Origin of the sequence: Rhizobium sp. Root708 (assembly GCF_001429725.1) — a bacterium.
GTDB lineage: Bacteria > Pseudomonadota > Alphaproteobacteria > Rhizobiales > Rhizobiaceae > Rhizobium.
The window spans coordinates 296,776-309,727 of sequence record NZ_LMHV01000012.1 but is presented as its reverse complement, the minus strand read 5'-3'; the positions used below and the strand labels follow the sequence as shown (position 1 = coordinate 309,727).

The following is a 12,952-nucleotide window of genomic DNA, read 5'->3' as shown; positions in this document are numbered from 1 at the left end:
ACAGGATCAAGAACCCCGTTGACTTGAAAATGTTTATTGTAGATAAAAAACAAAATCAATGCGCATTCGCCGAGGCAGCGGGTGCTTCCCTAGGGAGAAAATTGTTGAACAAGGACCCTTGGATCATCCTGTCGGCCGGAGACAATGTCGCGGTCGCGACGGCTGCCATTCCCGCAGGAGCGATGGTTGCCGGAGTTGAAACGCGCGAGAAGATCGACCCCGGCCACAAGATCGCGCTCGCAGACATCGAGCTTGGGCAGCCAGTCGTGAAATACGGCCAGGCGATCGGGCGCACCACGGCTGACGTCAAAGCTGGCGATCACGTTCACAGCCACAATCTGCACTTCGAAAACGATCGCCTTGCGGCCACCGCCAACGCGGCGCCCGAGGAAGCCAGCGCCGCTGACAAGGCGCGCACCTTCATGGGCTACAAGCGCGCCGACGGGCGTGTGGCGACCCGCAACTATATCGGCATCATTGCCAGCGTGAACTGTTCCACCACCGTCTGTCGTGCCATCGCCGACGAGGCGAACCGCACGATCCTGCCTCATTACGAGGGCATCGACGGCTTCGTTCCGATCGTGCACGACCAAGGCTGCGGCATGAGCTCGACCGGCGATGGCATGTCGGTTCTGCACCGCACGCTCGCCGGCTATACGCGCCACGTCAATTTCGGCGGCGTGCTGATGATCGGTCTTGGCTGCGAAGTGAACCAGTTGACGCTGTACGGCCAGAGCGGCGCAGGCAACTCGAAACGCCACTTCAACATCCAGGATGCCGGCGGCTCGCGGCGCGCTGTCGAGCGGGCCATGGGCATGCTGCGGGAGATCGCAGCCGATGTCGGCAAGGAGCGGCGCGTCGCACTTCCGATCGGCGATATCATCATCGGCTTGCAATGCGGTGGTTCCGATGGTTTCTCCGGCATCACCGCCAATCCCGCACTCGGGATTGCGGCGGATCTTCTGGCCGCGGCCGGCGGCACGGCGATCCTCTCCGAGACCTCGGAGATTTACGGCGCCGAACATCTTCTGCGCAGCCGCGCCGTCAGCGACGACGTTGCGAGGAAGCTCGACGAGAAGATCGCGTGGTGGGAGAAGTATGTCGCCATGCACGGCGCTTCGCTTGACAACAATCCATCGCCCGGCAACAAGCGCGGCGGCTTGACGACCATTCTCGAGAAATCGCTGGGCGCCGTCGCAAAGGGCGGCCGTTCGCCTCTGACGGCGGTCTATGGCTACGCCGAGCGCGTCACGGCTCCCGGCCTCGTTTTCATGGATACGCCCGGCTACGATCCGGTTTCGGCAACCGGCCAGGTGGCTGGCGGCGCGAACATGATCGCGTTCACCACCGGTCGTGGTAGTTGCTTCGGCTGCCGCCCGGCGCCGTCGATCAAGCTATCGAGCAATTCGGCGCTCTATGCTTCCATGGAAGAAGACATGGATATCGACTGCGGCACGATCGCCACCGGGGACATTTCGATCAGCGCCAAGGGCCGCGAGATTTTCGATCTGATCATCGACACGGCTTCGGGCAAGAAAACCAAGAGCGAAGAGTTCGGCTACGGCGATAACGAATTCGTGCCGTGGCATCTCGGAGCAACGCTCTAGATCAACTGCGGATAGGGTCTTCAGAGGAGGAATGATGAAGACGAGGAGGATCGGCCAGACCGGGCTCGAAGTGAGCGAAGTAAGCTTCGGTGCAGCTGCACTCGGCGGCCTTTACCGGGCATGCCCCCGCGAGCAGGCGATGGAAACCCTTTCGGCCGCCTGGGACGCCGGCATCCGCTATTTCGATGTCGCGCCGTGGTACGGCCTCGGCTTGGGCGAACGCCACGTCGGCGACTTCCTGCGCGGCAAGCCGGAGACAGAATGGGTGCTTTCGACGAAGGTCGGGCGGCTACTGCGCCCGGTGCCGACGGGGACCGTACCTGATTACAGCTATGTCGATCCGCTCTCCTTCGACGCCGACTACGACTATTCGTATGACGGCATCATGCGCTCGGTCGAATTCAGCTATGCGCGCCTCGGTCTGAACAGGATCGACATCCTCTATGTCCACGATCTCGGCGGCTACACGCACGGCGCCGAAAGAAACGCCGTTCACCTCCGGCATTTCCTGGACTCCGGCATCCGGGCGCTTGAGGAACTGAAATCCTCGGGAGCGATCAAGGCGTTCGGGCTTGGCGTCAACGAGGTTCCCGTCTGCATCGACGTGATGACCAACGCCGACATCGACTGCATTCTGCTGGCCGGCCGCTACACGCTGCTCGACCGCACGGCAGTTGCCGAGCTGCTGCCGCTTTGCCGCCGCAAGGGCACGTCGCTGGTGGTTGGCGGCGTGTTCAATTCCGGCATCCTGGCCACCGGGCCGGTGCCCGGCTCGCACTTCGACTACATGCCGGCCAATGACGATGTGCTTGCCAAGGTCGGGCAGATGGAGGCCGTCGCCAGCAAGCATGGCGTTCCGCTCGCCGCGCCCGCCCTGCAGTTTGCCCTGCGCGATCCGCTTGTTTCATCGGTGCTGATCGGCACCGCCAGGGCATCGAGCCTTGAGCGCAACATGAAACTTCTTTCCCCGGCCATTGCGGATTCGATCTTTCCGGAATTCGATAATTTCACGCTCGTCGCACCACCGCTCGGTGCGGAAGCCGTACGCGTTTAAGGACACAGGTATGCTCAAAGGTATTCATCCCGTACTCAGCCCCGATCTCCTTCTGGCGATCGCCCGCATGGGCCATGGCGACGAAATCGTCATCGCCGATGCCAATTTCCCCTCCAGCAGCATGGGACCGGAAGTGATCCGCGCCGACGGCGTGAGCGCCACGACGATGGCCGAAGCCATCCTGACGCACTTGCCGCTGGATACCTTTGTTCCGGAGACTGCCTGGCGCATGGAAGTCGTCGGCGATCCCCAGGCGGTGCCGGAGGTCTGCACCGAGTTTCAGACCATCGTGAATGCGCGCGCCGGCGACTATCCGATTGCCACGCTCGAGCGCTTCGCTTTCTACGAACGCTCGCGCAAGGCGGCCTACATCGTCGCGACGACGGAATTCAGGCTTTATGGCAATCTCATTCTCAAGAAGGGCGTCGTGCACCCGCACGAGGTCTTCACGGGATAAAACGGAATAAACATTCCGTATTGACAATCATTCGAAATCTATGTTGCATTTTACAATAACAGCAGTGCCTGCAGCCAGAAAAAGTCACCCCGCCTACAGTCGGCATTAACTCCCGACAAACGCGTTCGGCGGGGCGGGCCGGACAGGCACCAAAGGCTTAGAGGCGCCGGACTTGAAATTGATATGGGGCTCGGCTAGCTTCCAAAGATAAATGTTTTTTATCGATAAAAGTCTCTCGTCCGCGTTCGCGAGAGATTTCCTGGAGGAGAACGCACCTGAGAGGAGAACCAAAATGCGCATGAAGTCCATTCTGTCACGCAGAGCCTTCACCGCTCTTGCCGGCGCGGCCGCTATTGCCACGGCGATGCCGGTCACGACCTTTGCAGCCGACGTGACCATTCCGATCATCGTCAAGGACACGACGTCCTTCTACTGGCAGATCGTTCTCGCCGGCGCCCGCAAGGCCGGCCAGGATCTCGGCGTCAAGGTGCCGGAACTCGGCGCGCAGGCTGAATCCGACATCAACGGCCAGATCAGCATTCTCGAGAACGCCGTCGCCGGCAAGCCGGCTGCGATCGTGATCTCGCCGACCGAATTCAAGGCGCTCGGCAAGCCGATCGACGAAGCTGCCAAGTCGGTTCCGATCATCGGCATCGACTCGGGCGCGGACTCCAAGGCCTTCAAGTCGTTCCTGACGACCGACAACGTCCAGGGTGGCCGCATCGCCGCCGACGGCCTTGCCGCTGCCATCAAGGAAATGACCGGCAAGGAAGAAGGCGAAGTCGTCATCCTCACCAACCTGCCGGGCGTCGGCTCTCTTGAGCAGCGCCGCGAAGGCTTCCTGGATCAGGTGAAGACCAAGCATCCGGGCCTTAAGGTCATCGCCGACAAGTATGGTGACGGCCAGGCAACGACCGGCCTCAACATGATGACCGACTTGATCACCGCCAATCCGAAGCTCGTGGGTGTGTTCGCTTCGAACCTCATCCTCGGCCAGGGCGTCGGCCAGGCAATCGCTGAAAACAAGCTCGGCGACAAGATCAAGGTCATCGCCTTCGACAGCGACGACAAGACGGTCGGTTTCCTCAAGGACGGCTCGCTTGCCGGCCTCGTCGTTCAGGATCCCTATCGCATGGGCTATGACGGCGTGAAGACGGCGCTCGCCGTATCGAAGGGCGAAAAGGTTGAAGAAAACGTCGACACCGGCGCAAACCTCGTCACCAAGGCCAACATGAGCGACCCGAAGATCGACGCTCTGCTGAACCCGAAGATCAAGTAATGATCTGACGATGGCCGCGCGGGAGAAATCCCGCGCGGCCTTTCCTTCACCTGTGTTATCGTCCGCATGAGGAGCGCGGATGGCCGGTGGAGGCATGGCAATTCGCGAGGAGGACACGCCTATGAGCTTGGAAGAGGTCAGTCATCGACACGATGATAGCGCCACGCGGAAAGAGGGAGACCGCGTTCCAGCGGGCGCCCCGATCCTCGAACTCAAGGGATTGCAGAAGAATTACGGATACGTCCAGGCGCTGAAACCGGCGACAATGACGTTCCTCGCCGGCGAGATCCACGCGATCGTCGGCGAAAACGGCGCCGGCAAGTCGACGCTGATCAAGCTGCTGACGGGCGTGATCACCCGCACGGCAGGCGAGATCCTGTGGTGCGGACAGCCGGTTGCGCTCGCAACGCCCAACGAGGCGATCGCCCGCGGCATCAACGCCGTTCACCAGGAAGTCGTGCTTTGCCCGCACCTGACGGTCGCGGCCAATCTCTTTCTCGGCGACGAGGTCAATAAATACGGCCTGATGCGCAAAAAAGAGATGGAGAAGATGGCGCAGGCCGTTCTCGACGATCTCGGTTTCGGACTGCCTGCCGGCGCCCCGCTCAGCGATTTGACGATCGGCCAGCAGCAGCTGGTTGCGACGGCGCGCGCGGCAATGCGCGGTACGCAGTTCCTGATATTCGACGAGCCGACCGCCTATTTGACTCGTCAGGAGTCTGCACAGCTCATCAAGCTGATCCGCCGCTTGCAGGGCGAAGGCGTGACGATCGTCTACATCAGCCACCGCATGGAAGAGGTGTTCGAGCTTGCCGATCGCGTTTCGGTGCTGCGCGACGGCACCCATGTCGGCACGCGGATCATTGGCGAGACCAACGAGAACGAGCTGATCGCCTTGATGATCAACCGCTCGATCGAGCAGATTTACCACAAGGAAGAAATCCCGATCGGCGAGACGATCCTCGACGTGCGCGGGCTATCGGGACCAGGCTTCGAGAATGTCTCGCTGAGCGTCAAGGCCGGGCAGATCGTCGGCCTCTATGGCCTCATTGGCGCCGGTCGCAGCGAATTCGCGCTCGGCCTCTACGGCCGCGAAAAGACAACCGGCGACATCCACTGGATGGGCAAGAAGGTCGACATCAAGGACGAGCGTACGGCGATGGAACTCGGGATCGCCCTCGCGCCGGAGAGCCGCCGCGACCAAGGCCTCTGCCTCAACCTGCCAATCGGGCTGAACATCAACCTCCCGGTCTTCAAGCGGCTGAGCAAGGGCCCCGTCATCAGCCATAGCGAGGAAGCGCAGAACGCCGACCAACAGATCCGTGACCTGGCGATCAAGACGCCAAGCCGTCGTGTGCTGGTCTCGGCCATGTCGGGCGGCAATCAGCAGAAAGTCGTCATCGGCAAATGGCTGAGCCATGGTGCGCGTCTGTTCATTTTCGACGAGCCGACCGTGGGTGTCGACGTCGGCACGAAGGCCGAAATCTACCGGCTGTTCGCCAAGTTGCTGAAACAGGGCGCCGGGATCATCCTGATCTCGTCCTACCTGCCCGAAGTCTACGAGCTTGCGGACCGGCTGCATGTCTTCCGGCGTGGCCAGCTGGTGGCGAGCCATGACTTCCATGCGGCTACACATGAAGAAGTGCTCAGCGAAGCGATCGGCGTCTAGAAGAATAAGAGGGAGAGAGAACCAATGACCGTAACCCCCACCGATATCGCCGCACCGCCGCCGCGCCGGAAAGTGAACATCCTCTTCGGCCTGACCCTTATCGGTCTTCTGGCTTTCCTCTGGATCCTGCTTGGCTTCGTCACCGTCAGCTTCTGGACGCCGCTGAATATTTCGAACCTGCTGCGTCAGGGCGCGATGACCGCCATTCTGGCGCTCGGCCAGACATTCGTGATCATCACCGCCGGCATCGACCTCTCGGTCGGTGCGATCGTCGGCTTCTGCACCGTTATCCTCGCCTGGCTGTTGCAGGCCGGTTTTCCGGTCTGGGCGTCGATCCTGATCACTCTGCTGATCGGTGTCGGTATCGGGGTTTTCCATGGCTTCGGCATCGTCAAGATGGGACTGCCGCCCTTCATCATTACGCTGGCAACGCTGACGTCGCTGCGCGGTATCGGGCTTCTCATCACCAACGGTTCGACCATCAATATCGTCAACGAGCCGTTCACGAACTTTGCCCGCGCCGACTTTCTCGGCGTGCCTAGCCTGTTCTGGATGGTCATCCTCGTCGCGGTGCCCTCCTACATCTTCCTCCATCTCAGCCGTTGGGGACGCTATCTCTTCGCCGTCGGTTCAAACCGTGAAGCGGCGCGTCTTTCGGGCGTGCGGGTGAACGGCATCATCTACATGGCCTATATTCTCTCGGCGACCTTCGCTGCCTTCGTCGGCGTTCTGCTGGCCTCGCGTATCGCGATCGGCAACGCCACGCAGGCGGATGGTTGGGAACTGCAGGCGATTGCATCATCGGTCATCGGCGGCACGAGCTTGTTCGGTGCTGTTGGCACCGTCCATGGCCCGCTGATCGGCGCGTTCATCCTTGCGACCATCAACAACGGTGCCAACCTGCTCAACGTCAATTCGTTCTGGCAGCGCATCATCACCGGCCTGCTGATCATCGTGATTGTCTACTTCGATCAGCTGCGCCGTCGCCGCAACCCGTAAACGGCCGGCAAGACAAGAAGCCGGCATTGAACGTCGGCTTCTTCAATTTCAGGAATGCGAGACCCTCATGAAAGCAGTGCTTTGCCAAGAACCCGGCGTCCTCGAACTCGTGGACCGCCCTTCCCCCGGCACGCCTGAAGCCGGCTGGGTGCGCCTTGCCGTCAGCCACGTCGGCATCTGCGGCACCGACTACCACATCTTCGAGGGCAAGCATCCGTTCCTCGAATATCCGCGCGTCATGGGGCACGAAATCTCGGCAACGGTTCTGGAGGCAGGTGACGGTATTGTCCTGGCGGTCGGTACGCCTGTCATCGTCAATCCCTACCTGTCCTGCGGCAACTGCGTCGCGTGTCGCCAGGGAAAGCCGAATTGCTGCACCAACATCAAGGTGCTGGGCGTCCATACGGATGGTGCCTTCTGCGAGGAGATCAGCGTTCCTGCAGGCAACCTCTATCCCGCAAAGGGCGTGAGCCTGGAGGCTGCGGCGACAACTGAATTTCTGGCGATCGGCGCTCATGCGGTTCGCCGGTCGATGGCGCCAGCGGGATCACGCTCGCTCGTTATCGGTGCCGGCCCGATCGGGCTGGGTGCCGCGATCTTCTCGCGGATTGCCGGCCATGAGGTCACCTTGCTCGACACCAGCCAGGAGCGGCTGCAGATGGCAGCCGACCGGTTCGACTTCTCCTCAAGCATTGTGGCCGGGGATGGTGCTGCCGAAGCCGTCGAGGCGAAGACGGGCGGCGACGGTTTCGACGTCGTCTTCGACGCCACGGGCTATGGCCCGTCGATGGAAAAGGCCTTCAGCTTCGTCGCGCATGGCGGCGCGCTGGTGCTGGTCAGCGTGGTGAAGGACGACATCCGCTTCTCCGACCCGGAATTTCACAAGCGCGAGATGATGGTGATCGGCAGCCGCAACGCGACGCAGGTCGACTTCGAACATGTCGCGGATTCGATGGCCAAGGGCCTCGTACCCGTCGAGCAACTGATCACGCACCGAACCACGCTCAAGAACGCGCCACGAGACCTGGCGCGCTGGGCGCACGAAAAGGGTGGCCTGATCAAGGCGGTGATAAAGATCGCGGACTAAATCGCGTCGATCGTCTGTCGCATCTGGCGGACGACAGCGGCATCCGTTCGGTTGGCGGCGGGCGCCTCGAAACCAAAGGCCACTGCGCGTGCATCGACGCTCGCGACTGGCGTGCTGCAGGATCCGTGGATCTCGCGCGCACCGGTTGCGCGAAGGATTTCCGCCGCATTGGTCGGTCGCACGCCGCTGCCTGGCATGATCGAAATACGACCGGCAGCCTTTCGCGACAGGCGGGCGAGCGTATCGATCCCGTCGAACGCCTTCGGCACGCAACCGGACGTCAGGATGCGCTCACAGCCAAGCTCGATTGCCTGATCGAGAGCCGCGTCCGCATCCGGCACGAGATCGAATGCACGGTGCAGAGTCGAGCCGAGCCCTGCCGCGTGGGCCTTCAGCCGATGGATCAGTGGCAGATCGAGCGTTCCATCGACCCGATTGGCTCCGATGACGACGCCGGCAAGACCAAACGCCCTGACAGCATCGATGTCGGCCATCATCGCGGCTTCGTCGGCTGCGTCGAAAACGAAAGGGCCGGCATGCGGGCGGATCATTGCGTAGATCGGGATGGGTGCGGAAGCGGCCGCCTTCATCAAGCCGGCGAGCGGCGTCAGACCACCGACCTCGAGCGCGGAGCAAAGTTCGATGCGGTCGGCACCTCCCTCGATCGCGGCTGCCAGGCCACGCGGGCTGTCCACACATACTTCCAGCAAAATCGTCACGGTCGCTTCTCCCTGTTTGCAGGCGTTTTTACTTGGAGTCGCCACGCGATGCGATAACATTCGGACAAATTTAATCGTTGCATCGATTTTTCGATTGCGCACACTATTTCCGTTACGCACGTTCTTCCCGGCGGAATGCATCCGCCGCCGATACTATCCGCCGCGGGCTCTCCGCCAGAGTGTTGCGGCATCCGATGATTTACTCAGGGGGTACTCCATGCTGACGAAATTCGCACTTGCCGCTCCGCTGACAATTCTTGGCATGGGCGTCGCCCAGGCAGCAGACGTCGTCGTTTCCTCGAAAATCGACACCGAAGGAACGCTCCTCGGAAACGTCATCGCGCTGGCTCTGAATGCCAATGGCATCAAGACGCAGGACCGCATCGCACTCGGGGCAACCCCCGTGGTGCGCAAGGCAATCACCGCCGGAGAAATCGACATCTATCCGGAATACACCGGCAATGCCGGGTTCTTCTTCAACAAGGCAGATGATGCCGCCTGGAAGAACCTGCAGCAAGGCTACGACCTCGCCAAGAAGCTGGACTATGATGCTAACAAGATCGTCTGGCTGACGCCATCGCCCGCCAACAACACCTGGGCGCTGGCGGTCAGGAATGACGTCGCGGGCGAAAACAAGCTCAAGACCATGTCCGACTTCGGCAAATGGGTTGCGGGCGGCGGCACGGCAAAGCTTGTCGCATCCGCCGAATTCGTGAACTCCGCCGGCGCGCTTCCGGCGTTCCAGACGACTTATGGTTTCACGCTGAAGCCCGAGCAGGAGATCGTCCTGTCCGGCGGCGATACGGCTGCCACCATCAAGGCTGCGGCGGACCAGACCAACGGCGCGAACACCGCCATGGTCTACGGCACCGACGGAGCCATCGAAGCTGCGGAACTCACCGTCCTCGAGGACGACAAGAGCGTGCAGCAGGTCTATGCGCCGACGCCGATCATCCGCGAGGAGATCCTGAAGGCCAACCCGAAGATCGAGGAAGTCCTGGCGCCGATCTTCAAGGGCCTGACCGCCGATGAACTGCGCAAGCTGAACGGCAAGATCCAAGTGGATGGCCAGCCTGCAAAGACCGTGGCGGAAGACTATCTGAAGGAAAAGGGATTCCTGAAGTAGTAAATCTGGCTCCGCCCTTCACGGGCGGAGATCCTTTCTGCCCGCATTAGGACGTATCGATGGAAGAAACCTCAGCGGTCCACAAAGTGGATCGGCTCGGACTGGTACTTGCCGCCGTCGGCGCGGCCGCTGCGGCGTTTCTGCCGTTCATATACGTCAAGGCGAACCGGATCGCGGCCGGCAAGCCGATGCCGATCGCCCGGCTTTTCGACCAGCCTTCCGTCATCGCTCTCGTCGTCCTGCTTGTCGTGGCCGGAGCGGCAGCGATCCTTGTCCAGAAGGCGGAAATTCGGCTGGCGATCGGCTCGCTCTGCCTTGTTGCGCTCATGGTCGCGATCGGCATCACGGCCAGCACGTTTACGCCGCCGAACAGCACCGCCGCGCGCATGTCGCCCGGCGGAGCTTTCTGGGTGCTGTTTGCCGTGATCGGCCTGATCATCTCCGATGCCCTCGTCAAAATCCGGCTGGCCGCCTGGCAGAGGATCGCGGCGCTGCTTGCCTACACGGTTCTGCTCGGCGGCTGCCTTGCTTCCGGCCTCCTCGACGATCTTTCGATCCTCAAGGAGTTTTCGATCCGCGGCAGCCAGTTCTGGACGGAAGCGCTCGCGCATTTGCGTCTTGCCTTTGGTTCTTTGGCGATCGCCGCGCTGATCGGCCTGCCGCTCGGCATTCTCTGTTTCTGGCTGCCGAAAGTGAGAGCCGTCGCGCTGCAGGCGCTGAGCATCATCCAGACGATCCCAAGCCTTGCGCTCTTTGGCCTCCTGATGGTGCCGCTCGGTTCGCTGGCAGCCGACTTTCCCCTTGCCGCGTGGCTCGGCATCCACGGGATCGGCGCCGCGCCCGCATTGATCGCGCTTGTGCTCTACGCGTTGCTGCCGATCGTCGCCAACACTGTTGTCGGGCTCGATGGTGTCGACCCTGCGGTGCGTGACGCCGCAACAGGGATGGGCCTGACGCGCAGACAGATTCTTACCGACATCGAGCTTCCCCTCGCCCTGCCCGTCATTCTGACCGGTATCCGTATCGTGCTTGTGCAGACCATCGGCCTCGTTGCGGTCGCGGCGCTGGTTGGCGGCGGCGGTTTCGGCGTCTTCATCTTCCAGGGGCTCGGCCAGACAGCCATGGATCTTGTGCTGCTCGGGGCCGTACCGACCGTGTTTTTCGCTTTTTCTTCGGCCGTCATCCTGGATGCGGTCATCGATACCCTCCGAGGCGCTTCCGCATGAGCATGATCGATATCAGACACGTCACCAAGCGCTACGGCACGACAGCAGTCGTGAACGATGTTTCCATGACGATGGAAAAGGGCACGATTACCGTGATCGTCGGGACCTCAGGCTCCGGAAAATCGACCTTAGTGCGGATGATCAACCGGCTGGTTACCGCCTCCGAAGGCGAAATCCTCGTCGCCGGCCGCAACATCATGGATGTGCCGGCCACCGAGCTGCGCCGGGGGATCGGCTATGCGATCCAGAGCCACGGCCTGTTCCCGCATCGAACAGTGGCGGAGAACATCGCGACCGTGCCGCAGCTGCTCGGATGGGATACCACGCGTATCGACACGCGCGTCGAGGAGCTGCTGTCGCTGTTCAACCTCGACCCGGTCGCCTTCGCCGGCAAATACCCGCATCAGCTTTCCGGCGGCGAACAGCAGCGTGTCGGCGTCGCGCGGGCGCTGGCAGCCGAGCCTGAAATATTGATCATGGACGAGCCGTTCGGCGCGCTCGATCCGGTGATCCGCGCAAAGGCCCAGGATGACCTGCTTGCCATCCAGAAGCAGTTCGGGACAACCGTGGTTCTGGTCACCCACGACATGGACGAGGCCTTTCATCTCGGCCACCAGATCGCCGTCATGAGCAAGGGCCGGCTCCTGCAATGCTCGCCGCCGGAAAAGATCCTGACGGAGCCTGCCGATCCGCTGGTCCAGCAGCTGACCGGCACATCCGACCGGGCTCTGAAGCTGCTGTCGCTGCAGCCGATCAGGGATAGCATGGCGCCGCCGAAGCCTGGCCTCTTGCCCGCCCTGCCGCAAACGCTGAGCGCCCGCGATGCGCTTGCCGAGATGATCTGGCAAGGCGTCGACGAGGCTGCGGTTCAGGATGAGCGGAAAGCGCCGGTCGGATCCATTTCGATGTCGCGGCTTCTGCGGCTGGGCCGCCGTGCATGAAGCTGATTGCTACGAACCTCTTTCGCGCACTCGCGCTTCTGCTGCTGCTCGTGTTGCTGTTCAAAACCGAGTGGCTGTCGTTTCTGCTGGAGCCGCTGACCAAGAACGGTGCTCCCGCGATCTATAGGCAGAACAGCCTGGCCTGGCTTGCGGCGGGTCATCTGGAGCTCGTGGCGATTTCCATCTTCGCAAGCGCGCTCGTCGCAGTCATCGGCGGGATCTTCGTGACGCGCCCGAGCGGCGCCGATTTCCTGCCGCTATCGCGCGCCATCGCCAATGCGGGGCAGACCTTTCCTCCGGTCGCCGTGCTGGCGCTTGCGGTTCCCGCCACCGGCTTCGGCGCGCAGCCAACGCTGATCGCGCTCTTCCTCTACGGTCTGCTGCCGATCTTCGAGAATACGATCTCCGGCCTGCGACAGGTTCCCTCCTCGGTATTGGACGCCGCCGACGGGATGGGCATGAACGGACCGCAGAAACTCTTTCGCGTCGAGCTGCCGCTTGCCTTGCCGCTGATCGTGGAGGGGCTGAAGATAGCGACCGTCATCAACATCGGGACCGCCACCATCGGCTCCACCGTTGCGGCCAAGGGGCTCGGTGAAGTCATCATCGCCGGACTGAACTCCGACAACACGGCCTTCATCCTGCAAGGCGGCCTGATCGTCGGGCTGATGGCGGTCCTGATCTACGATGCGATGGGGCTCGTCGAAAACATCATCACGCAAAGAATTGGCTTGCGCCCGGCATGAGGCGGCGGCTACCAAGGCTGCCGTGATATCGGCAATGGGAGG

At 61.9% G+C, this 12,952-nt stretch carries 12 protein-coding genes; 11 read left to right on the top strand and 1 reads right to left on the bottom strand.

All coding sequences use genetic code 11. The annotated features are described in order from the left end of the window. The first annotated feature begins 104 nt into the window (after window positions 1-104). The 7 genes from ASE04_RS11930 (at window position 105) to ASE04_RS11900 (ending at window position 8,152) form a co-directional block, all read left to right on the top strand. Window positions 105-1,607, top strand: a complete 1,503-nt coding sequence (locus tag ASE04_RS11930; RefSeq protein ID WP_056817120.1) for a UxaA family hydrolase — start codon at window positions 105-107, stop codon at window positions 1,605-1,607. Window positions 1,608-1,641: 34 nt separating this feature from the next. Next, a complete protein-coding gene (locus tag ASE04_RS11925; protein ID WP_056817116.1) occupies window positions 1,642-2,661 on the top strand; it encodes an aldo/keto reductase in 1,020 nt (339 codons plus the stop codon). A gap of 10 nt (window positions 2,662-2,671) precedes the next feature. Then, window positions 2,672-3,118, top strand: a complete 447-nt coding sequence (locus tag ASE04_RS11920) for an RbsD/FucU family protein (protein WP_056817113.1) — start codon at window positions 2,672-2,674, stop codon at window positions 3,116-3,118. A gap of 292 nt (window positions 3,119-3,410) precedes the next feature. Continuing rightward, window positions 3,411-4,397, top strand: a complete 987-nt coding sequence (locus tag ASE04_RS11915) for an ABC transporter substrate-binding protein (RefSeq protein ID WP_056817112.1) — start codon at window positions 3,411-3,413, stop codon at window positions 4,395-4,397. A gap of 121 nt (window positions 4,398-4,518) precedes the next feature. Continuing rightward, window positions 4,519-6,066 carry a sugar ABC transporter ATP-binding protein gene (locus ASE04_RS11910; RefSeq protein ID WP_056817672.1) on the top strand — a complete coding sequence of 516 codons (1,548 nt, stop codon included), beginning with the start codon at window positions 4,519-4,521 and terminating at the stop codon, window positions 6,064-6,066. Between the two features lie 24 nt (window positions 6,067-6,090). Continuing rightward, entirely contained in the window at window positions 6,091-7,065 is a 975-nt protein-coding gene (locus ASE04_RS11905; protein WP_056817109.1) for an ABC transporter permease, read from the top strand. Between the two features lie 67 nt (window positions 7,066-7,132). After that, window positions 7,133-8,152 carry a zinc-binding alcohol dehydrogenase family protein gene (locus tag ASE04_RS11900; RefSeq protein ID WP_056817107.1) on the top strand — a complete coding sequence of 340 codons (1,020 nt, stop codon included), beginning with the start codon at window positions 7,133-7,135 and terminating at the stop codon, window positions 8,150-8,152. Here ASE04_RS11900 and ASE04_RS11895 read toward each other — a convergent pair. After that, on the bottom strand, window positions 8,149-8,871 hold the full coding sequence (locus ASE04_RS11895) for a copper homeostasis protein CutC (RefSeq protein WP_056817098.1): 723 nt from the start codon (window positions 8,869-8,871) through the stop codon (window positions 8,149-8,151). The genes ASE04_RS11900 and ASE04_RS11895 overlap by 4 nt on opposite strands. Before the next feature lie 217 nt (window positions 8,872-9,088). Here ASE04_RS11895 and osmF point away from each other — a divergent pair, with 217 nt between their 5' ends. The 4 genes from osmF to ASE04_RS11875 are packed head-to-tail and all read left to right on the top strand — an operon-like array spanning window position 9,089 to window position 12,910. After that, window positions 9,089-9,997 carry a glycine betaine ABC transporter substrate-binding protein OsmF gene (gene osmF, locus ASE04_RS11890; RefSeq protein ID WP_056817095.1) on the top strand — a complete coding sequence of 303 codons (909 nt, stop codon included), beginning with the start codon at window positions 9,089-9,091 and terminating at the stop codon, window positions 9,995-9,997. Window positions 9,998-10,056: 59 nt separating this feature from the next. After that, window positions 10,057-11,223, top strand: coding sequence for an ABC transporter permease (locus ASE04_RS11885; protein WP_056817083.1), 1,167 nt, complete (start codon window positions 10,057-10,059; stop codon window positions 11,221-11,223). After that, entirely contained in the window at window positions 11,220-12,164 is a 945-nt protein-coding gene (locus ASE04_RS11880; RefSeq protein WP_056817078.1) for an ABC transporter ATP-binding protein, read from the top strand. The genes ASE04_RS11885 and ASE04_RS11880 overlap by 4 nt, the downstream gene beginning before the upstream one ends. Next, window positions 12,161-12,910: an ABC transporter permease gene (locus tag ASE04_RS11875; protein WP_056817075.1), complete on the top strand. Its 750-nt coding sequence runs from the start codon at window positions 12,161-12,163 to the stop codon at window positions 12,908-12,910. The genes ASE04_RS11880 and ASE04_RS11875 overlap by 4 nt, the downstream gene beginning before the upstream one ends. Window positions 12,911-12,952: the final 42 nt, after the last annotated feature.